At 57.0% G+C, this 21,104-nt stretch carries 19 protein-coding genes and 1 pseudogene; 7 read left to right on the top strand and 13 right to left on the bottom strand.

The annotated features are described in order from the left end of the window. Nucleotides 1-22: 22 nt before the first annotated feature. From IM271_RS14500 to ahpC, 6 genes are all read right to left on the bottom strand, one after another. Nucleotides 23-790, bottom strand: coding sequence for a DmsC/YnfH family molybdoenzyme membrane anchor subunit (locus IM271_RS14500; protein WP_069733587.1), 768 nt, complete (start codon nucleotides 788-790; stop codon nucleotides 23-25). Next, a complete protein-coding gene (locus IM271_RS14495) occupies nucleotides 790-1,347 on the bottom strand; it encodes a 4Fe-4S dicluster domain-containing protein (RefSeq protein WP_028012321.1) in 558 nt (185 codons plus the stop codon). Before IM271_RS14495 ends, IM271_RS14500 begins: the two co-directional genes overlap by 1 nt. Continuing rightward, complete coding sequence (locus IM271_RS14490; protein ID WP_063154718.1) at nucleotides 1,344-3,620, bottom strand: molybdopterin-dependent oxidoreductase; 2,277 nt, start codon at nucleotides 3,618-3,620, stop codon at nucleotides 1,344-1,346. The genes IM271_RS14495 and IM271_RS14490 overlap by 4 nt, the downstream gene beginning before the upstream one ends. Then, the gene (locus tag IM271_RS14485) at nucleotides 3,617-4,123 is read right to left on the bottom strand and encodes a molecular chaperone (protein WP_080472185.1); all 507 of its coding nucleotides are present in this window, start codon (nucleotides 4,121-4,123) and stop codon (nucleotides 3,617-3,619) included. The genes IM271_RS14490 and IM271_RS14485 overlap by 4 nt, the downstream gene beginning before the upstream one ends. 257 nt (nucleotides 4,124-4,380) lie before the next feature. Beyond that, the gene (ahpF, locus tag IM271_RS14480) at nucleotides 4,381-5,946 is read right to left on the bottom strand and encodes an alkyl hydroperoxide reductase subunit F (RefSeq protein ID WP_028012318.1); all 1,566 of its coding nucleotides are present in this window, start codon (nucleotides 5,944-5,946) and stop codon (nucleotides 4,381-4,383) included. Nucleotides 5,947-6,072: 126 nt separating this feature from the next. Then, nucleotides 6,073-6,636, bottom strand: a complete 564-nt coding sequence (gene ahpC, locus IM271_RS14475) for an alkyl hydroperoxide reductase subunit C (protein ID WP_008501015.1) — start codon at nucleotides 6,634-6,636, stop codon at nucleotides 6,073-6,075. A gap of 619 nt (nucleotides 6,637-7,255) precedes the next feature. Here ahpC and IM271_RS14470 point away from each other — a divergent pair. The 3 genes from IM271_RS14470 (at nucleotide 7,256) to IM271_RS14460 (ending at nucleotide 10,136) form a co-directional block, all read left to right on the top strand. Next, nucleotides 7,256-8,161 carry a LysR substrate-binding domain-containing protein gene (locus IM271_RS14470; RefSeq protein WP_045261025.1) on the top strand — a complete coding sequence of 302 codons (906 nt, stop codon included), beginning with the start codon at nucleotides 7,256-7,258 and terminating at the stop codon, nucleotides 8,159-8,161. Nucleotides 8,162-8,301: 140 nt separating this feature from the next. Next, nucleotides 8,302-9,525, top strand: a complete 1,224-nt coding sequence (locus tag IM271_RS14465; RefSeq protein WP_047367717.1) for a phosphoadenosine phosphosulfate reductase — start codon at nucleotides 8,302-8,304, stop codon at nucleotides 9,523-9,525. Beyond that, nucleotides 9,510-10,136, top strand: coding sequence for a ParB/RepB/Spo0J family partition protein (locus tag IM271_RS14460; protein ID WP_028012316.1), 627 nt, complete (start codon nucleotides 9,510-9,512; stop codon nucleotides 10,134-10,136). The genes IM271_RS14465 and IM271_RS14460 overlap by 16 nt, the downstream gene beginning before the upstream one ends. Here the strand turns inward: IM271_RS14460 and IM271_RS14455 are convergent, their stop codons facing one another. Continuing rightward, entirely contained in the window at nucleotides 10,137-11,297 is a 1,161-nt protein-coding gene (locus tag IM271_RS14455) for a pyridoxal phosphate-dependent aminotransferase (RefSeq protein ID WP_193052783.1), read from the bottom strand. Between the two features lie 121 nt (nucleotides 11,298-11,418). Between IM271_RS14455 and IM271_RS14450 the strand changes: the two genes are divergently transcribed. Genes IM271_RS14450 through IM271_RS14440 form a run of 3 tightly spaced genes read left to right on the top strand, consistent with a single transcriptional unit; the run spans nucleotide 11,419 to nucleotide 13,258 of the window. Continuing rightward, the gene (locus IM271_RS14450; RefSeq protein WP_048961266.1) at nucleotides 11,419-12,033 is read left to right on the top strand and encodes a methylthioribulose 1-phosphate dehydratase; all 615 of its coding nucleotides are present in this window, start codon (nucleotides 11,419-11,421) and stop codon (nucleotides 12,031-12,033) included. Further along, nucleotides 12,030-12,719 carry an acireductone synthase gene (gene mtnC, locus IM271_RS14445; RefSeq protein WP_045261029.1) on the top strand — a complete coding sequence of 230 codons (690 nt, stop codon included), beginning with the start codon at nucleotides 12,030-12,032 and terminating at the stop codon, nucleotides 12,717-12,719. The genes IM271_RS14450 and mtnC overlap by 4 nt, the downstream gene beginning before the upstream one ends. Next, nucleotides 12,716-13,258 carry an acireductone dioxygenase gene (locus tag IM271_RS14440; protein WP_010428475.1) on the top strand — a complete coding sequence of 181 codons (543 nt, stop codon included), beginning with the start codon at nucleotides 12,716-12,718 and terminating at the stop codon, nucleotides 13,256-13,258. The genes mtnC and IM271_RS14440 overlap by 4 nt, the downstream gene beginning before the upstream one ends. Nucleotides 13,259-13,311: 53 nt before the next feature. On the opposite strand, the pseudogene IM271_RS14435 reads toward IM271_RS14440, so the two are convergent. Next, nucleotides 13,312-13,781: pseudogene (locus tag IM271_RS14435) on the bottom strand (SRPBCC family protein). A 42-nt stretch (nucleotides 13,782-13,823) separates the two neighbouring features. Then, nucleotides 13,824-14,840 carry an S-methyl-5-thioribose-1-phosphate isomerase gene (mtnA, locus tag IM271_RS14430; RefSeq protein ID WP_193052782.1) on the bottom strand — a complete coding sequence of 339 codons (1,017 nt, stop codon included), beginning with the start codon at nucleotides 14,838-14,840 and terminating at the stop codon, nucleotides 13,824-13,826. Nucleotides 14,841-14,944: 104 nt separating this feature from the next. Between mtnA and mtnK the strand changes: the two genes are divergently transcribed. Further along, entirely contained in the window at nucleotides 14,945-16,144 is a 1,200-nt protein-coding gene (mtnK, locus tag IM271_RS14425; protein ID WP_193052781.1) for an S-methyl-5-thioribose kinase, read from the top strand. 40 nt (nucleotides 16,145-16,184) lie between these two features. On the opposite strand, the gene IM271_RS14420 is transcribed toward mtnK, so the two are convergent. Genes IM271_RS14420 through IM271_RS14405 form a run of 4 tightly spaced genes read right to left on the bottom strand, consistent with a single transcriptional unit; the run spans nucleotide 16,185 to nucleotide 21,001 of the window. After that, entirely contained in the window at nucleotides 16,185-17,426 is a 1,242-nt protein-coding gene (locus tag IM271_RS14420) for an LVIVD repeat-containing protein (RefSeq protein WP_193052780.1), read from the bottom strand. Further along, nucleotides 17,423-18,487, bottom strand: a complete 1,065-nt coding sequence (locus IM271_RS14415; RefSeq protein ID WP_193052779.1) for a sugar ABC transporter substrate-binding protein — start codon at nucleotides 18,485-18,487, stop codon at nucleotides 17,423-17,425. The genes IM271_RS14420 and IM271_RS14415 overlap by 4 nt, the downstream gene beginning before the upstream one ends. A 19-nt stretch (nucleotides 18,488-18,506) precedes the next feature. Beyond that, nucleotides 18,507-19,502, bottom strand: coding sequence for an ABC transporter permease (locus IM271_RS14410; protein ID WP_069733597.1), 996 nt, complete (start codon nucleotides 19,500-19,502; stop codon nucleotides 18,507-18,509). After that, nucleotides 19,499-21,001: a sugar ABC transporter ATP-binding protein gene (locus IM271_RS14405; RefSeq protein WP_193052778.1), complete on the bottom strand. Its 1,503-nt coding sequence runs from the start codon at nucleotides 20,999-21,001 to the stop codon at nucleotides 19,499-19,501. The genes IM271_RS14410 and IM271_RS14405 overlap by 4 nt, the downstream gene beginning before the upstream one ends. Between the last annotated feature and the right edge of the window lie 103 nt (nucleotides 21,002-21,104).

The raw sequence follows: 21,104 nt of genomic DNA, 5'->3' as shown, positions 1-21,104 counted from the left end.
CGCTTTCGCGGGGTTTTGTTTATCAGTACAGGTGACCAATATTGACGATGGTGCTGATGGTATCGCCGAAGAAGGTCAGGCGGCTGAGCACCACGCCCACCAGCAGGAGCGCAAACACCGCTTTCTGCATCGGCTGGCGCTTCAGCGATAACGCGCCACCCACAACGCAGCACAGCAGGCTGCCCAGATAGAGCGGCGAGCTTAACCAGGCGTGAGCGGTCATTTTCATGATGGTACCGCCGCTGAGCCACATCACCGGCGCGGCAATCAGCAGCGCCATCAGGGCGATAATCCCCTGGCGCAGCGCGGCGTTTGATCCTTTCAGCCCGAGCAGCGGCGTTGCGGCACAGCCCATCACCCAGACCGTCGCAAAGAACAACATCATGGTGATGCCGTTGGCAATGGCCTGCATCGCCGGTGCCGCGTAGGTCATTCCCTGCACCACCACCAGCAGGATCCCGAACAGGGATGCCAGCAGCGCTGCGCCTTTGTTTCCCTTACTCAGGAAGGCCAGCCCAATCATGGCGCCGTACAGGGTCGCGCCCAGAATTTCGCGGCTCAGCCAGGCATGTTTCAGGTTAATCAACGCGTTGTATGCGTGTTCCGGGTGCGCCAGATGCAGCACCGCGGCAATGGAGGCTACGCCCAGAATCAGCCCGGTAATCAGCCAGTGAAGGCGGGTGCCATGCACTTCACCACGCAGCGTGCGCCAGGTCAGGAGCAGCGTCATCCCGACGGACATCTGGCTCAGCACGGTAAAAATCACCAACGGCAGTTCGTACTTTTCCATTATTTATCCCCCGGCTGTTTTGGCTGACGGGCCAGAATGAAGCGCGTACCCGGATTAAGCTGAGGCATCTTCGGGAAGCCCGGCGGATACTGCACGGCATTGTTCGGCAGCGGATCGGCATCCAGATCGATAATCGACAGGGCACCGACCGGACACGCGTTCACGCAGGCCGGGGCCATACCGATATCGAGACGTTCATAGCACATGCTGCACTTCTCCGCCTTTTGCGTCTCTTCATTGAAGCGTGGCGCGCCGTACGGGCAGTTACGGATGCAGTTTTTACAGCCGATACAGCGTTCAGGGTTATGGACCACCACGCCGTCATCACGTTTGGTGTAGGCTTCCACCGGGCACGCCGCCAGACAGGCCGGGTTTTCACAGTGGTTACAGGCCAGCGAGAAAAACGCACGCTCCTCATGCGGATAAATTTCTTTATCCAGCGGATAGACATAGCGCCAGAAGCGATCCGGCTCAAGCTGGTTAAAGCTCTTGCAGGCCATGGCGCATCCGCGGCAGCCAATACATTTATCACTGTTCACTAAAAATGCGCGTCTCATGCGTCTGCTCCTTCATTCGCGATAAGGGCAATGTCGACAAACTGGCTGTGGATCGCCGCGCCAGGCGCGCCGGTTGCCATCTTGCCCATATCGGCTGGCGTATCTTTCACGACGTTCTGCACGTTGTACTTAAGCTTGTTAAACCAGGACTCATACATCACCAGGAAATCTTCCGGCACGTTGGTGGTGATTTTCGCCCGCAGCTCCACTTCGCCAACGTCGTTAAACACGCGGACTTTCGCCAGCTCGCGAATACCCTTCTTGTGCGCGGCGGCTGGGTGGATATAGACAAACGGCTCCGGCCAGAAGACCTGCATCCAGTCGAGGTTGACGAACTGAGAGTGGAGGCCGTACTGCAAATGCGGAGTAAACAGATGGAACGGCAGCTTGCCCTCCGCGGCAGGCAGATACTCCGGCAGCGCTTTATGGCCGTTCTTTTCACACAGCTCGGAGAGGAACTCATACTTGCCCGATGGCGTTTTAAACTTGCGGTCGTGCCAGGCCGCCGAGCTGACCATTTTGGCTTTCACCGGACCATCCAGCAGATCGTCCCAGGAGCGGATGCCGAACTGCTTCGCCATGCCCTCATTGAACTCAAGGTCGAGCCATTTTTTCTGGTCAATGTCCTGCGGGAAGGTACAGGAGCCCGGCTCCATTTTGTTGATGGTACGCGAGAGCAGCACGGCAATATCCAGATCGCTCTTGCACTCGTACATCGGTTTAATGGCCGGTTCATTCACCGAAAGCCAGTAATGCCAGTAAGACGACGACAGGTTCCAGTGCTCAAAGGTGGTGGTCACCGGCAGCACAATATCGGCATGCTGCACCGTCTCGTTGAAGAACTGATCGACGCAGACCACCATCTCCAGCTTGCTGAAGGCTTTTTCCATTTTGTTGCGGTCAAAGTCCTGCGCGAACGGGTTCTTGCACGCCACCCACAGCATACGAATGGGCGGATCGTTGGCATCTAGAATGCTCTGCGCGGTCTGGTTCAGGTTCAGCGCGCGGTCGGAATAGTGGCTCTTTTCGCCGCTGTCGCTGACGAACTCCCCTACCGGGCCGCTTTCTCCCACCATGCCAACAGATCCGACCGGTGGCTTCTGCGTCATCGCATGATAGTTGTAGCCCCAGGTCTGCAGATGGCCGTAGCGGGCACCGCCGCCTTCCACACCGATGTTGCCTGTCATGGCAACAAAAGCGTCAATGGCGCGCACGTTCGCCCCACCGTTGACGTGGCGCTGCATCCCGTAGCCGATCCAGACGGTGGCAGGTTTTACCGCGGTGAACTCTTCCGCCAGCTGGCGAATCACCTCTGCCGACAGGCCACAGATTTCAGATGCCCACTCCACGGTAATATTACTGCGCAGATACTGTTCAAATTCCGGGAAGCCGTGCGCGAAGTTGTTCACAAACTCCTGGTCGACGCGGCCAATATCCAGCAGGTGCCGCGCCATTCCCAGCGCCAATGCGCCGTCCGATCCCGGGCGCACGCGCAGATACAAATCGGCTTTCGCGGCGGTTTGCGAGAACAGCGGATCAATGACCACCACTTTCGCCCCTTTCTCACGCGCCTGATAGATGTACTTCATGGTATGCATGGAGCACCAGGCCGGGTTTGCGCCCCAGATAATGATGTATTTGGCTTTCACCAAATCTTCCGGGTCGTTACACCACATGTCGCCCATGTCGTAGTGCTGGGCATCGATCCCTGCTGGCCAGCATGGCGTACCAGCGAACCGCGTGGTGTAACCGAGAGAAGACATCATCCCCTCCACGGCATAACTCATCACGCCCAGGTTGCCGGAGTATTTCGACAGCGCCAGGCCGAGCATAGACCCGTCTTTCTTTTTAATCTCCAGCATCTTGCTGGCAATGCGCTGCATGGCCTCATCCCAGGAGATGCGACGCCATTTACCGCTGCCGCGCCCATCCTGGATCATCGGGTATTTAATACGGTCCGGGGAGTAGACCCGGCGCGGGTAGGTCAGCCCTTTCACACACGGGGCACCGTGTGTAAACGTGGACTCGCTTGCCCCGTCAACGAAGGTGATGACGTCATCTTTGACCCAAGTTTTTAAGCTGCAGGTGTCGTAGCAGTTACGCGGGCAAGCGTTACGGAAAATTTTGTAGGTTTTTGGGTTAAACGGAATGGGGGGCTGTGCCATGGCACATCGGGATGATAATAGTCCGCCGGGTAATGCGGCAACGGTACCCAGCGCAATCAGTCCTTTTAAAAAGGAGCGCCGGTTTAGCTGCCCTTTATCAATACTCATAATATTACTCTCGTCTTTAATTCATCAAACCAATTATTTATCTGCAACGCGAGACATTTAATTGCGGTTGTTTTCGCGCAATCCTTTATTTTTGCAATAAATGCGGGGAGCCATAATTCAAGATGCCCCTGCACAAAGCGGGCGAGTGCGTCATGATATTGCGGCGAATGTCTGGCATGCGCGGAGAGCATCACCACCAGCTCCATTTCATAGCTGACGTGATCGTCGGGAACGCTATTTTCCCCGGTCACAAAAAGCCCGATGCTGCGCAGGAATTCGCGTACGCTCAGCGTTGTAGCGCCCATCAGCAGAGGCTCTTCGTCCAGATACACCGAGGCATAAGGCGGCGCCAATAGCGTTGCAGGGCCGACAAACAGGGCGTTGAAATCATACTCAACCTCTAACGCCTCATCCTGCTGCCAGGTTTCACTTTCCGGGAATAAAGGATGTAACGAAGCGCATCGCGATGCCATGTCCGCCGCGTTAAAGAAATCACGAAACATCAATCCCTTTATTTCAAATGGGGTTAATGTCTCATATATTGAAGAAGTAGATGTATCTTTGTCATTCATATTAAATATAAATATTTATCGCTATAAAAACGACAAGATATTATCAGCAGGCTTATTATTTTCTTTGATCGAAGCAGGTAATTAACGCATGAAGGGGTTAATAACGAGGATAATTGAGGGTAAAAAAATCTAAAAAAAAGCCACCTCATAAAGAGGTGGCTACTGCAGGTATGTCTTACTTTCTTTTATTATGCGGTTTTGGTGCGGATCAGGTAGTCAAACGCGCTCAGGGACGCTTTTGCACCTTCGCCAGTCGCGATGATGATCTGCTTGTACGGCACGGTGGTGCAGTCGCCCGCGGCAAACACGCCCTTCACGCTGGTCTCACACTTCGCATCAATGATGATTTCGCCCATGCGGTTGCGCTCAATCGCGCCTTCAAGCCAGGTGGTGTTCGGCAGCAGACCAATCTGTACGAAGATCCCCGAAAGCTGAACGCTATGAACGTCGCCGCTTACGCGGTCACGGTACTCCAGACCGGTCACTTTGCTGCCGTCGCCCTTCACTTCCGTGGTCTGCGCGTTCAGCACGATGTCGACGTTTTTCAGGCTGCGAACTTTATCCTGCAGCACCTGGTCGGCCTTCATTTCTGGCGCGAACTCCAGCAGCGTCACGTGTTCAACAATCCCCGCCAGGTCGATAGCCGCTTCCACGCCGGAGTTACCGCCGCCGATCACCGCCACCCGTTTGCCTTTAAACAGCGGGCCGTCACAGTGCGGGCAATAGGTCACGCCTTTGGTACGGTATTGATCTTCGCCCGGCACATTCATGTTGCGCCATTTTGCCCCGGTGGCAACGATCACGCTGCGAGCTTTCAGCACCGCGCCAGAGGCGGTTTCAATCTGGTGTAAGCCCCCTTCCACCGCCGCCGGAATCAGCTTGCTGGCGCTCTGGCTGTCGATCACATCTACCTCGTAATCGCTGACATGAGCCTTCAGCGCACCGGCCAGCTTCTGACCTTCGGTTTTTGGTACGGAAATGTAGTTTTCAATATCCACGGTATCCAGCACCTGTCCGCCAAAGCGTTCGCCCATAAGACCGGTACGAATACCTTTACGTGCAGAGTAAACCGCTGCCGCCGCGCCCGCAGGGCCGGAACCGACAATCAGCACATCGTACGCATCGCGTTTGTTCAGTTCTTCCGCCGCGCGTTTTTCCGCGCCGGTATCCACTTTGGCGACGATTTCCGTCAGCGTCATGCGGCCCTGGCCGAACTCCTGACCATTCAGATACACCGCCGGAACACCCATCACGTTGCGATCGGTGATCTCATTCTGGAACGTACCGCCGTCAATCGCCGTATGCTTGATGCGCGGGTTCAGAACCGACATCAGGTTCAGCGCCTGCACCACGTCCGGACAGTTGTGGCAGGAGAGCGAATAATAGGTTTCAAATTCAAAATCACCGTCGATATCGCGGATCTGCTCCAGCAGCGCCTGCGCTTCTTTTGACGGATGACCGCCGGTCCACAGCAGCGCCAGCACCAGTGAGGTAAATTCATGCCCCAGCGGAGAGCCGGCAAAACGCGGTCCCTTGTCCGAGCCCGGGTTAGTAATCAGGAAAGAGGGTTTACGAACCGCAAGCGAATTGTCTTCTTTGAAGGTCACTTTCGGAGACAGTTCAGCGATCTCTGCCAGCAGCTCTTTGATTTCTGCCGATTTCGCGCTGTCGTCCAGCGTGGCAATCAGCTCAACGGGTTTAGTCAGTTTCTCAAGGTAGGCCTTGAGCTGGGTTTTCATATTGGTGTCGAGCATAGTTCTTCCCTCTCTTAAGACGTCATCATGCAAGCTGCCTTTGCGGGCGGCCTGAATGCAACTTGCATCATGGTGCTGGAATGAAATGGGCGCGGGGGCGCCCATTGATTGCCGGATGGTGAAAACTTAGATTTTACCGACCAGGTCCAGGGATGGAGCCAGGGTCGCTTCGCCTTCTTTCCATTTAGCCGGGCACACTTCACCTGGGTGAGAAGCCACGTACTGAGCCGCTTTCACTTTACGCAGCAGGTCAGAAGCATCACGGCCGATACCTTCAGCGGTAACTTCGATAGCCTGGATAATGCCCTGCGGGTCAACCACGAAGGTTGCACGGTCGGCCAGGCCTTCATCTTCACGCATGTTGTCGAAGTTACGGGTCAGGGCGCCAGTCGGGTCGCCGATCATCGCGTATTTGATTTTCGCGATGGTTTCAGAGCTGCTGTGCCACGCTTTGTGGGTGAAGTGGGTATCGGTAGAGACAGAGTAAACGTCTACGCCCAGCTTCTGCAGTTCGTCGTAATGGTCAGCCACGTCGCCCAGTTCGGTCGGGCAAACGAAGGTGAAGTCAGCCGGATAGAAGAAGAAGACGCTCCAGCGACCTTCGGTATCTTTCTCGGTTACTTCAATGAACTCACCGTTTTTGAACGCCTGGTTTTTGAAAGGTTTAATTTTAGTGTTAATCAAAGACATCTGTACTTCCTCCGTGTTTTCGTTGAGAGCTAAGGTAACCAACTTTGCTCATCGGGGCTAATGCGTATGCTTTATCAAATCAATCAGCCAAACCTTACAACTTCAACAAGACAGCAAGGTGAACCTGCTGCGGTACTCCAGAAAGTATAAAGGCCGCCTCAACGGGCGGCCCTGATACCTGAATTCCCCGCAGGTACATTCAGTGCCAGCCGAGGCTGGCGTTGCGTTGCGCTCTACATACCTTGTATCAAGGTCGTAACAGCAGGTTGATTACACCACCAGCACCCATCGAGAGCAATCCATCAAAAGCGCGTTCCTGCCTATGGCTGTGATAGGTTTTGACTGAGAGAAATACATTACGCTCGTAAATTAACTTTACGTAATCAATTTACGGCAATATATAAATGTCAACATTTATTAAATTGAACCCAGCCCATTCAAAGATAAAATTATCTTAATCTCACATGTAATTCTATTTCAATAATCCGATGGCGTGATATATTAAGATAACTTAAATAACACTTTAAGTTAGTTAACCACAAGGATTGTAAATGGTTAGCTTTAATCTATAGTTATCATCAATATGTTAACAACAGACTCACGGCAAACAGGATGACACATGGCAAATCTTTATGACCTTAAAAAATTCGACCTTAATTTACTGGTCATTTTTGAGTGTATCTATCAACATCTTAGCATCAGCAAGGCCGCTGAAACGCTTTACATTACCCCTTCAGCCGTCAGTCAGTCTTTGCAACGCCTGCGTGGCCAGCTTAACGATCCGCTGTTTATCCGTTCCGGCAAGGGGATCACCCCCACGACCGTCGGGACTAACCTGCACCTGCATCTTGAGCAAAACCTCAATCAGATTGAGCAGACCATCAACCTGATGCACAGCACCGACATCAATAAAAACTTTGTCATTTATTGTTCTCAGATGGTAACGCCAGGCTACCTTCTCAACCCTATTCAGTTGTTGATGAATCAGGAAAATTGCTCAGTAGAACAACGTGATATGCTTGTCTCTGCGGAGTCAGCAGAGGATTTACTGGCCTACCGTAAAGCCGATCTCATTTTTACCGTGGCGCCCGTTAATAATCGCTCCGTTGTCTGCTCGCATTTCACCACAATTCCCACAGTCATGATCTGCCGCGAAGACCATCCCAGAATAGGTACAGAAGTCTCCGTCGAGGAGTTGTACCAGGAAAAGTTTACGATGTATCAAAGCAACAACAGTGGCGTGAAGGAGCGTCAGGCTGAAGTCAACGAGGCGTTCCCGGAAAGAAACATCGCGTTTCGGTCAGACTCCCTCAGTTCGCTTCTCTCCATGATCGCCATGTCTGATTTAGTTGGTTATATTCCCGTGTCCATTTTTGAAACCTATAAAGCGGCCTTAAAATTAAAAATTGTTAACACTCCCTTTAAATTACCTGAAGTGGACATCTATATGGTCTACAACCGCGCGTCGTTAAACAGCAGCGTATTCGCCAGCTTTATTGAAAAAATGCATAAGCTGGCTCAATAGAATGGACGCGTCATCGCGAAGGTATTTCCAGCAAGAATAAAGTGAAGGCGTAAAATAATTAGTTGAGAATGAGAACATATAATAACATGATGGCAGTTTAATAGCATTAACGATATTCCATACGCAGGATGCGACTCATCATGTCTATCTATAAATACCCTCTTCAGGAAAACGTTCTGGAGGCTGCTTCAGAACGCATAAACTGGACGCTGCAAAATTTTACCCGCGTGTGCGTCTCTTTTTCTGGCGGAAAAGATTCAACGGTGATGCTTCATCTTGCTGCGCAGCGGGCGCGGCAGCTGAACAGAAAAATAGATGTCCTCTTTCTGGACTGGGAAGCACAGTTCTCCTGCACCATTGAGCATATTGAGAACATGAGGACCCAATATCGTGACGTCATCAATCAGTTCTGGTGGGTGGCGCTGCCGATCACCACGCAAAATGCCCTCTCTCAGTACCAGCCGGAATGGCAGTGCTGGGAACCCGGCATAAGCTGGGTCAGACAGCCTCCGCCTGATGCCATCACCAGTACGTGTTATTTTGATTTTTATCAGCAGGGGATGACCTTCGAGGCCTTCGTCAGGGACTTTGCCGAATGGTATGCGCGAAGGCGCCCCGCCGCAGTGATGGTGGGCATCCGCGCCGACGAATCCTATAACCGCTTCCTGGCAATCGCCTGCGCGCGAAAGCAGCGCTTTTCCGACGACAAACCCTGGACGACCGTCGCGCCCGGCGGTCATGCCTGGTATATCTATCCTCTCTACGACTGGAAAACCGCCGACATCTGGACCTGGTTTGCCAAAACGGGCTGCGCCTATAACCCCCTCTACAATCTGATGTACCAGGCCGGCGTGCCGCCGCGCTACATGCGCATTTGTGAACCCTTTGGCCCGGAGCAGCGACAGGGCTTATGGCTCTATCACGTCGTTGAACCTGAACGCTGGGCCGCCATGTGCGCACGCGTCAGCGGCGTGCGCAGCGGCGGAATTTACGCGGGGCACGACAACCACTTCTACGGTCACAGAAAGATCCTCAAGCCCGACCACCTCAGCTGGCAAGAGTACGCCATGCTGCTCCTCGACAGCATGCCGCAACAGACGGCTGAACATTATCGCAATAAAGTCGCGGTGTACCTGCACTGGTATCAGAAGCGCGGGATGTCCGATCTTCCCGATACGCAGGAGGGTGATATCGGCTCAAAGGATATCCCGTCCTGGCGGCGAATATGCAAGGTTCTGCTCAACAACGATTACTGGTGTCGGGCCCTCTCCTTTAGCCCGAACAAACCAAAGCACTATCAGCGCTATAGCGAACGGATGAAATCAAAACGCAATGAGTGGGGGATCTTATGCAGCAACGACTGATTACCGAACTGGAAACCTATTTGCAGACGCTCACCGACGAGCAACGTATAGATGCCATCAATGCTTTTCGCCAGGCCATGCATCATCTCAGCCCGTTCAGCGACCAGCCCGTCGACTGCGTGCTGTGGATAAAGCAGGACGCTATCGTTGCCAACGACTACAACCCAAATAACGTGGCGCCGCCGGAAAAGCGTCTGCTGAGTCAATCGCTCGAGCTCGACGGGTTTACGCAGCCCATCGTGGTGACGGAAAGCGAGCCAGCGCATTACGAAATTGTCGACGGCTTCCATCGTCACGAAATCGGTAAAAGCAGGGCCGCGCTGAAGCGCCAGCTTCGGGGCTATTTGCCCGTCACCTGCCTGCGCAAAGATCGCCAGCAAAAGCTTGACCGGATGGCCGCCACCATCCGCCACAACCGTGCGCGGGGACGCCACCAGATCAACGCCATGTCCGACATCGTCCGGGAGCTGGCCCAGCTTGGCTGGAACGATGAGAAAATTGGTAAGGAACTGGGGATGGACAGCGACGAGGTGCTGCGCCTGAAGCAGATCAACGGCCTGCTGGAACTGTTTGCAGACCGTCGCTATTCCGAAGCCTGGACGGTGAAATAGTCAGAGCGTCGCCAGACGCTCCGCCGCCGCCAGCAGCGTCGATTCCTGCTTCGCAAAGCACAGGCGAATCAGCTTATGGGGGAAGGGATCGGCGCAGAACACCGACAGCGGAATAGCCGCCACGCCCACCTCCTCCGTCAGCCACCGGCAAAAGCTGACGTCGTCAAGATCGGAAATCGCGCTGTAGTCCGCCAGCAGGAAGTAGGTTCCTTCGCAGGGCAGTATTTCCAGGCGGCTTTTGCTCAGCGCATTTACAAACAGATCCCGACGCGCGCGGTAAAAATCCGGCAGCTCGCGATAGTGCTGCGGTTCGCTGCGCAGCATGTCCGCCAGCGCCAGCTGGGCAGGCGTGTTGACCGCAAAGGTCAGGTACTGATGCACCTTGCGCAGCTCCGCGCTGATGGCCGCCGGGGCCACGCAGTACCCTACCTTCCAGCCGGTCATATGGTAGGTTTTTCCAAATGACGACACCGCAACCGCGCGCTCGCGAAGCTGCGGATGGGCCAGCACGCTGGCGTGCCCTTCCTCCGCAAAGCAGATGTGCTCGTAGACTTCATCGCTCAGGACGTAAATTTCCCGCTCGGCGATAGCCTGCCACAGCGCGGCAAAATCGGCCTTTTGCCACACCGTCGCCGACGGGTTGTGCGGGGTATTCAGGATCACCAGGCGCGTTTTATCACTCAGCAGCGCGGCGAACGCCTGCCAGTCTGGGCGGAAATGCGGCGGCTGGAGCGCCACGCGCTTCACCACGCCACCGGAGAGTTCAACCGCAGGCGCATAGCTGTCGTAGCTTGGGTCAAAGCAGATGACTTCATCCCCCGCGCGCACCAGCGCGGTGATGGCAGCATACAGCGCTTCGGTCGCCCCTGCCGTCACCGTGATATCGCTGTTCGCATCGGGGTGATAGCCATACAGCGCCGCCGTTTTGTCGGCAATGGCTTCCCGCAGCGCCTGCACGCCGGTCATCGGCGCATACTGATTCGCCCCCTGCGCCACGTGGTGCGCCAGACGTTCCTGCAAATATTTCGGACCATCGAAATCGGGGAACCCCTGCGAGAGGTTAATGGCATTGTGCTGCTGCGCCAGGGCGCTCATCTGCGTAAAGATGGTGGTACCGAGATTAGGAAGTTTACTCTGCGGGATCAATACGTTATTGCTCATGTTGTCGTGCCTGCTTGTAATACTTATGTTGCTGCCACTATAACACGATGTTAGTCTTTGGCAATCAAGACGCTTAGACGTCTAAACCATATCAATATTCCTGGCCGAGGGGTAAAAGGAAATGACAGACAACCTGCTGCTCACACACCTGGTCGACGCCTGCCGCTGGATAGGCGCCAAAGGCTGGGCACCCGCCACCGGCGGTAATATGTCGGTGCGTCAGGACGAGCACCTCTGCTGGCTCAGCGAATCCGGCAAGGACAAAGGCAGCCTGACCACCGACGATTTTCTACAGGTTGAGATCGCCACCAACCGGGCGCCGTCCGGTCGAAAACCGTCGGCGGAGACCGGGCTACACACCCTTATCTATCGCCTGTTCCCGGAGGCTAACGCCGTCCTGCACGTTCATACCGTTAACGCCACGGTGCTGTCGCGTCTGGTCAAAGAAGCCGAACTGAATATCAGCGGTTTCGAGATGCAGAAATCGCTTACCGGGCAGACTACCCATCTGGATACCGTCGCCATCCCGGTGTTTGATAACGACCAAGATATTGACGCCCTCGCCTCGCGCATCGCCCATTACGCCCAGGAACGTCCGCTTAATTATGGTTTTCTTCTGCGCGGCCATGGCTTAACCTGCTGGGGACGCGACGTGGCCGAAGCCCGCCGTCATCTGGAAGGATTAGAGTTCTTATTTGAATGCGAAATGCGTTTACGACAACTGGAGAGAGTATGATTCGCGCGATTGTGACGGATATTGAAGGAACCACCAGCGATATTCGTTTTGTCCATGACGTTTTGTTCCCCTACGCGCGTGAGCGGCTGGCGGCCTTCGTGACCGCCCAGCAGTACGCCGAGCCGGTCAAATCGATTCTGGACAACCTGCGCGATGAAATCAGCGATCCGCATGCCGGCGTCGGCGATCTCATCAACGTGCTGTTTAGCTTTATGGATGAAGACCGCAAATCGACGGCGCTCAAAGCCCTGCAAGGCATCATCTGGCAGGAGGGCTACATCAACGGTGACTTTACCGGCCATCTGTACCCTGACGTTCTGCCTGCGCTGGAAAAATGGAAGGCGCAAGGGATTGATCTCTATGTTTATTCCTCTGGCTCCGTTGCTGCGCAGAAACTGTTATTTGGCTACAGCGACGAAGGTGATATTACTCATCTGTTCAGCGGCTACTTTGATACCCACATCGGCGCCAAGCGCGAGGTGCAGTCTTACAAGAACATAGCGGCGCAAACGGGCATCGCCCCGTCGCAAATCCTGTTCCTCTCGGATATTCACCAGGAGCTGGACGCGGCTGAACAGGCGGGTTTTCGCACCCTGCAACTGATTCGCGGTGAAGATGACGGCGCGAGCCATCACCATCAAATCCACCAGTTTGACGAGATTAATCCGGAGCAGATCCCTTCATGAGCGCATTGACCATTTATTCCGATAAAGACGCCAGCCAGCACCAGTGGCACAGCACCGACGCCGCCGAAATCGCTCAACAGCTGAACGCTAAAGGCGTGCGCTTTGAGCGCTGGGCGGCAGACCGTGATTTAGGGCAGGATCCTGCGCCCGAAGCCGTGATCGAAGCGTATCAACATGCGATCGACAAGCTGGTGGCAGAGAAAGGCTATCAGAGCTGGGATGTCATCAGCCTGCGCGCCGACAATCCGCAGAAAGAGGCGCTGCGCGCGAAGTTTCTCAACGAGCACACCCACGGCGAAGACGAAGTGCGTTTTTTCGTGGAAGGTGCCGGGCTGTTCTGCCTGCACATTGGCGATGAGGTTTATCAGGTGCTGTGCGAGAAAAACGACCTGATCTCCGTGCCGGCGGGCACGCCGCACTGGTTTGATATGGGCTCAGAGCCGAACTTTACGGCCATTCGTATTTTCGACAATCCGGAAGGCTGGGTTGCCCAGTTTACGGGCGATGCGATCGCGGATGCGTATCCACGCCTGGCCTGATCTTTTCTCCCTCTCCCACATGGAGAGGGTCGGGGTGAGGGCACCAGCGCGCACTAAGCGTTAAGCCCTTTCACATACTCCACCAGCTGATCCAGCACTATCCCCCACCCTTCGTGGAAGCCCATCTGTTCATGCTGCTCGCGGATTTCCTTCGTCGGATGGCGCGCTATCGCCGTATAGCGGGTTTTCCCCTCCCCGACGTCTTCAAGCAACAAAATTGCCGTCATAAACGGCTTCTCGGCCGGTTTCCAGCCTTCGGTATAGCCGTCGGTAAACACCAGCTTTTCCCCGGATCGATTTCCAGGAAGACACCCCGGTTATCCATCCGCTGCCCGTCCACCTCAAACACGGTGTTGAACCGCCCGCCCACGCGCAGGTCGAGGTCGCATTCGGTCACCTTGTGCGGAGCAGGAATGAAGAAGTTTTTGATGTGCTCGGGCGTGGTCCAGCAGAGCCAGAGCATGTCGCGCGGTGCGTCCACCACACGCTCCAGTTTTAAGTCTGTTTCAGGATCGAGCGTCACGATGTTGTCCTCTCAGGGAACCCCCTTAAAGGATAGCCGGACTCAGGCAAATTTCCCTTCCGCCACCTCATCCGGCGTGACCACACCCGTATCCAGCACCCAGCCGCTAATCAGCGAGGCAGGCGTGACGTCAAACGCCGGGTTATAGACCACCGCGTTTTCCGGCGCCCACTGCACCGCGCCAAAGCTTCCGGCAACGCCCGTCACCTCGCTGGCGGCGCGCTGCTCGATAGGGATCGCATCCCCGTTCGGGCAGGCCGGGTCGAGCGTCGTTTGTGGGGCGGCGACGTAAAACGGAATACCGTGGAATTTCGCCAGCACCGCCAGCGAATAAGTGCCGATCTTGTTCGCCACGTCACCGTTAGCGGCGATGCGATCGGCCCCCACCCACACGGCGTCCACCTGCCCTTTCGCCATCAGGCTGGCGGCCATGGAGTCGGTAATCAGCTGATACGGCACCCCCAGCTCGCCCAGCTCCCATGCGGTCAGCCTGCCGCCCTGCAACAGCGGACGGGTTTCATCCACCCAGACACTGCTGACGTTGCCTTCCTGATGCGCGCGGGCAATCACGCCCAGCGCCGTACCGACGCCCGCGGTTGCCAGCCCGCCGGTGTTGCAGTGGGTCAGCAGACGGCTGCCGGGCTTCACCAGCGCGCTGCCCGCTTTTGCAATCGCGTCGCAAAGCCGTTTGTCTTCGTCAATCAGGCGCAGCGCCTCCGCCACCAGCGCCGGAACGAAATCCTCTTCCCGCAGCGCAAACTTCATGCGGTCGAGGTTGTTCATCAGGTTTACTGCCGTCGGGCGTGCGGCGCGAAGCGTGTCCAGCGCCACCGCCAGCTCATCGCGGCTTTTGCCGTTTTCCGCCAGCAGCGCCAGCAGCAGGCTTGCAGAGAGACCAATCAACGGCGCGCCACGTACGCGCAGAGCGTGGATATGCCCAACCAGCGCCTCCACCGTTGAGGCATCCAGCCAGCGTTTCTCCTGCGGAAGCGCCTGCTGGTCGAGAATAAAGAGCTGATTATCCGCCACCCGCAGGCTGGTCGTCTGTAATGTCTGCATGTCGTTAATTCCCTGTTGCGTTGTTGTAGCACATTGTGTCAGGATGAAATCCAGATGCATAGACGTCTACATGTCTTAATTAGTTAACTCATGAGGAACAGGCCATGTCGCAATACCGTACCTTTACCGCTCAGGACGCCGTGGAGTATGCCAGGCAGTTTGGTGGGCTTGACGATCCGTCATCGCTGGTAGAGGCGCAGGAAGTGGGCGACGGCAACCTCAATCTGGTTTTTAAAATTTACGACAGCGCGGGCGTCAGCCGCATTATCGTCAAACAGGCACTGCCCTACGTGCGCTGCGTCGGCGAGTCCTGGCCGCTGACGCTGGATCGCGCCCGCCTCGAGGCGCAAACCCTGGTCGAGCATTACCAGCACAGCCCGCAGCACACCGTGAAAATCCACCACTTTGACCCGGAACTGGCGGTGATGGTGATGGAAGATCTCTCCAGCCATCGCATCTGGCGCGGCGAGCTGATCAACAACATTTACTACCCGCAGGCGGCGCGCCAGCTGGGCGAATACCTCGCGCACGCGCTGTTCCACACCAGCGATTTCTATCTGCACCCGCACGCGAAAAAAGCGCAGGTGGCGAAATTCATCAACCCGGAGATGTGTGAGATCACCGAAGATCTGTTCTTCAACGATCCGTACCAGGTTCATGAGCGCAATAACTACCCTGCCGAGCTGGAAAATGACGTCACCGCCCTGCGCGACGACGCCCCGCTAAAAATTGCCGTGGCCTCCCTGAAGCACCGCTTCTTCTCGAATGCCGAAGCGCTGCTGCACGGGGATATTCACAGCGGCTCGATATTTGTGGCCGACGGCAGCCTGAAGGCCATCGACGCCGAGTTCGGCTATTTCGGGCCGATTGGCTTTGACGTCGGCACCGCCATCGGCAACCTGCTGCTCAACTTCTGCGGCCTGCCGGGCCATCTGGGCATTCGCGATGCCGCCGCCGCGCGCGAGCAGCGCCTGACCGATATTCAGGAGCTGTGGAACACCTTTGCGGAACGCTTCCAGGCACTGGCACACGAGAAAACGCGCGACACCGCGCTCAGCGCGCCGGGCTATGCCTCCGCGTTCCTGAAAAAGGTCTGGCATGACTCCATCGGCTTCTGCGGCACCGAACTCATTCGCCGCAGCGTCGGGCTTTCCCACGTCGCGGATATCGACAGCATCCAGGACGAGGCCATGCGCAACGAGTGCCTGCGCCACGCCATTACGCTTGGTAAAGCACTGATTCTGATTGCCGACCGCATCGACAGCGCGGAAGATCTGGTGGCGCGGGTGCGGCAATACAGTTGATTTTCTCCCTCTCCCTGTCGGAGAGGGCATCAAACCGCACTTACCCCAGATACTCAATCACCGACAGCCCGGCGTTATAGTCCGTGCTGTAGATAATTCCCTGCGCATCCACAAACACGTCACAGGACTGGATCACCTGCGGGCGATTCGGCCGCGTGTCCATCATCCTCTCCGGTGCCGCGGGCACCAGCGCACCGGTTTCCACCGGGCGATACGGATTGGAGATGTCATACGCGCGCACGCCCGCATTCTGATAGGTAGCAAAAATCAGCGTTGAGCTGACAAAGCTCCCCGGCCGGTTCTCGTGCAGGTTGTGCGGCCCAAAATGCGCCCCTTTTGCCACGTAGTCGGTTTCATTCGGCTGCGGGAAGGTCGAGATGCTGACCGGATTCGACGGCTCGCGAATATCAAACAGCCAGATCAACTTCTCGCCGTCTTCCTGGTTATCCAGCACCGCTTCGTCCAGCACCACCAGCAGATCCCGGTCCGGCAGCGGCAGCGCGGTGTGCGTGCCGCCGCCAAACGGCGGACTCCAGTTACGGTGGCTAATCAGCTTAGGCTGGGTACGATCCTTCACGTCCAGCAGCGTCAGGCCGCCGTCGCGCCAGCTGCCGTACGCCGTATCGCCGGCAATAATCGCATGGTGGAGCGCGTAGCGTTTCCCTTCCGGCCAGTTCGGCTGTTCGCCTTCGGCCTGGTTCATGCCCGGCAGCCACCAGCGCCCCGCCACCTCGGGTTTGCGCGGGTCCGCCAGGTCAATGGTCAGGAAAATGTAGTCGGTAAAACCGTCGATCAGCGCCGACACGTACGCCCAGCGGCCACCCACGTACCAGATGCGGTGAATGCCGATGCCGCTCAGCGAGAGAAAGCCAATTTCGCGCGGCGCATCCGGCGTGGAGATATCAAAAACGCGAAGCCCGGCGCTCCAGCCCCTGTCCTGAACGTCGCTGACGGTCTCTCCTACCTGACGGGTGTAGTAGACCTTCTCGTCGGCGAAGCGGGCATCGGCAAACAGATCCCGGGCGTTGATCACCAGCAGCAGGTCGTCATGCGCCTGGAGGTGCACGTTCCAGGTGCCCGGCGGCGCAGGAAAATAGCCCGCGGGTTTCGGGTTTTTCGGGTCGCGCACGTCTACTATCGAAAAGCCCTGCGATACCATATGGCCGATATAGGCGAAACCGCGATGCACCATCAGCTGCACGCCGTCCGGGCGACCGCCCTGATCGCTATGGCCAATCAGCCGCATGTTGCGGCTGTATTCTGGCGTGGGGAAGATGCTCATTTATTCTTCGCTTCCAGCGTCGCAAACCACGGCGCGATAAAATCTTCCGTCTGACCCCAGCCCGGAATGATTTTGCCCAGCGACGCTACGTTCACCGCCCCCGGCTGGGCGGTCAGCAGCGCCTGCGGAATAGCCGCGGCTTTAAAATCGTAGGTGGCCGGGGTCGCTTCTCCGGCTATCTTATTGGCCACCAGACGCACGTTGGTCGCCCCAATCAGCTTCGGATCCACCGCCACGCTCACCTTCCACGGGCTGCCCGGCTCGCGCATCAGCTGCAGATCCTGGTTGGAGATGTCGATGCTGTAGAGTTTAATCTCGGTACGGCCGTTCTCCTTCAGAGCCTTATACGCGCCCTGGCTGAAGGCATCCCAGGTTCCCCAGATGGCGTCGATTTTGCCTTTCGGGTATTTCGCCAGGATCGCGCCCACCTTGTTGGCGGTGTCGCCCTGCACGTCAGAAGAGACCGCGCCGATGGACTCCAGCTCTTTAATCTCCGGGGACTGCTTTTGCAATTCTTTATAGGCTGCCTGACGGCGCTCCATCGGCGGGAAGCCCGCCACCCACAGCTTGACGATGTTGGCCTTGCCGTTGAAATCTTTCGCCAGCTGGCCGAAGGAGAGATTCGTCAGGGAGGTGTCGTCCTGCTGGGTGACGGTCACGCCCGGGATCTCGCCGTTTACGGCGGTATCAAATACGGCGACCTTGATCCCGGCATCCACTGCCTTCTTCACCAGCGCGGTGGAGTACGGATCGCGGCCCTGCGACAGGATGATCCCGTCATATTTCTGGCTGATGGCCTGGTTAACGAAGTCCTGGAATTTAGCGTCATCCCCGTTGCTCAAAAAGGTGCTGACCTTAAAGCCGAGCTTTTTCCCTTCCTGAATGGCCCCGGCAACAAACTGCGTGGTGTTGTCGTCCGAGCCGAGGTTACGGATCACCGCGATGCGGATCGGTCCGTCGTGGTTCGCAATGGCGGCCGGAACCGGCGCGGGCGTGGCCGCGAATCCCGGCAGAGAAGTGAGTAACCCCAGTGCCACCAAAGAGAGCGCAATCTTTTTCATTTTTTATCCCGTTGTGTTGTCAGCGTTTTTGTATGTAGGTAATCGCCAGTGCCACCGCGAGCACCAGCCCTTTTATTATGTCCATGGCGTAATACGGCACGGAGAGCATCACCAGCCCGTTCGACAGCACGCCGAGGATCACCGCCCCCACCAGCGTGCCAAGCGCGTTCGGCTTGCCGGACCCGGCCAGCGAGAAGCCAATCCACGCCGCGGCCACCGCATCCATCAGATAGCCGCCGCCCGCATTGACCTGCGACGATCCGATGCGGGAGGCCAGCAGAATGCCGCCCAGCCCCGCCAGCAGCGAGGCAATCACGTAGGCCGCCACCTTGTAGCGCGTGGTGCGAATGCCCGAGAGGCGAGCCGCTTCAGGGTTGCCGCCAATGGCATACATCCGGCGTCCGTGAGTGGTCAGCGACAGCCCCAGCTGCGCCAGAAGGGTCACCGCCAGCATGATGATGACGATGGTCGGCACCTGCCCCAGCAGGCTGAACGCCGCCGGAATGGTCCCTTCCGCCATGTCGCCGCTCGGCAGCACCATGTTCTCGGTAATCGACCCGCCGTAGCTGTAGGTCATCGCCACGCCCTGGATGACAAACAGGCTGGCGAGCGTCGCGAGCATGTCCGGAATACGCAGGATGACGATCAGGAAAGCGTTAAACAGGCCGACCAGCGTACAGAGCGCGAGAGTGATTACAATCGACTCGGTGGTGCCGAAGCCGTGCCAGACAAAAAGCGAAATGACCAGCGCGTTCGCCAGCGACGCCGTGGAGCCCACGGAGAGATCGAACCCGCCGACGGTCAGCGAAATCGACACGCCAACGGCAATCACCGTCACGATGGCAATCGAGCGCAGAATATTGATGATGTTGTTCGGGTCGAGGAAGCTGTCCGACGCCAGGCCAAAGACGGCCACCAGCGCGACGACGGTGAGCAACATGCCCCATTTATAGAGAAAATCAAAAAGTTGCTGACGGCCAGACGCCGCCGGGGTCACTGAAAGGGCCTTGCTCACGACGCCGTTCCTCCGGTTGAATAATAAAGTAGTGTCTCTTCACGGGCCTCTTCCCCGGCGATTTCTGCCACGATGCGCCCGTCCCACAGGACGCAGATGCGGTCGCACAGTCCCACCAGCTCGGCAAACTCGCCGGAGGCGTAAATCACCCCTTTGCCCTCGCGAGCCAGGCCGTCAATCAGCTGGAACAGATCGGTTTTGGCCTTCACGTCCACGCCTTTGGTCGGCTCGTCGAAAATCAGCACGCTGGCGTCATTACGCAGCCATTTACCGATGGCGACCTTCTGCTGGTTACCGCCGGACAGACGGCGCAGCACCTGCCCCGGTCCGCGAGCGCGCACGCCGATGCGGGCAATGACCTCCTCCGCCCAGCGCCACGCCTGACGATAGCCGAACAGGCTCCAGCGCGAGAAGCTGTTATCGGCGCACACGGCAAGGTTCATGCTCACCGGCTCGTCGATAAAAATTCCCTCTTTACGCCGCTCCTCCGGCACCAGCGCCAGGCCGCGCAGCACCGAGTCTGCCGGATCGCGCGGCTGCCAGGGCTGTTGATTCAGCTCACCGCGCGCCACGCGGCTTTTGGTGGCGCCAAACAGCGCCTTACAGAGTTCGGTTTTCCCCGCCCCCGCCAGCCCGGCAATGCCGAGAATTTCGCCTTTGCGCAGGTGCAGGGAGATATCCTTCAGCAGCGCGTCGTCGTGCAGGCCTTCCACTCGCAGCAGCGTTTCGTCGCCGTGCGGCGGTCGCGCGGGCGGGTAGATATCGCTCAGCACGTGGCCGAGCATCTTCTCAACAATCTCTTCACCGCTGAGATCGGCCATCGGGCCGGACTCAATCAGCTTGCCGTCGCGCAGCACCGTCAGGGTGTCGCAGATAGCTTTTAGCTCGTGAATGCGGTGGGAGATAAACACCACGCCGATGCCCTGCTGTTGCAGACGTCTTACCACCGCAAACAGACGCTCGCTCTCGTGCGCGTCCAGCGGCGCGGTGGGCTCGTCAAGAATCAAAAAACGGCAGTGGTGGGACAAAGCGCGTGCCAGCAAAATCTGCTGCTTTTCGGCCAGCGAACAGCCGTCGATGGAGCGGCGAACGTCCAGCGTAACGTCGAGCTGCGCCAGCGCCTGCCGCGCCTGCTGACGAACGGTGCGCCAGCGGTAGCGGTGCCCCGGCTGCGCCAGCTGGTCGAGCATGATGTTCTCCGCAATGCTCAGCCCGGGGATCAGCGCCACGTCCACCTCCTGCTGCACGAGGTGGATGCCCAGCCGTTTGGCGTCCAGCGGCTCGCGAATGTTTACCGGCTGGTTGTTAATGCTGATTTCGCCTTCATAGTGGTCGTGCGTCCCGCACAGCACCGCCATCAGCGTTGATTTCCCCGCACCGTTGGCGCCAGTCAGCGCATGCACCGACCCGCCGTTCAGCGTGAAATCCACGCGCGTCAGCGCCTGAAAGCCGGAAAAGGCCAGGCTGATACCGCGCATTTCAAGGCGACTGGAAACCATCCGCGTAAATCCTTCATTACTCTTCTGATTTAGCGAATTTTTCACAGCTCCGGTTGACTGACAACGACGGAAAAGGCATAAGATAAAGCGAAATATTATTAGC

Origin of the sequence: Enterobacter cloacae complex sp. I3 (genome assembly GCF_014896175.1) — a bacterium.
Lineage (GTDB): Bacteria > Pseudomonadota > Gammaproteobacteria > Enterobacterales > Enterobacteriaceae > Enterobacter > Enterobacter bugandensis.
The sequence above is the reverse complement of the archived record's forward strand: the minus strand, read 5'-3'. Positions and strand labels throughout refer to the sequence as shown.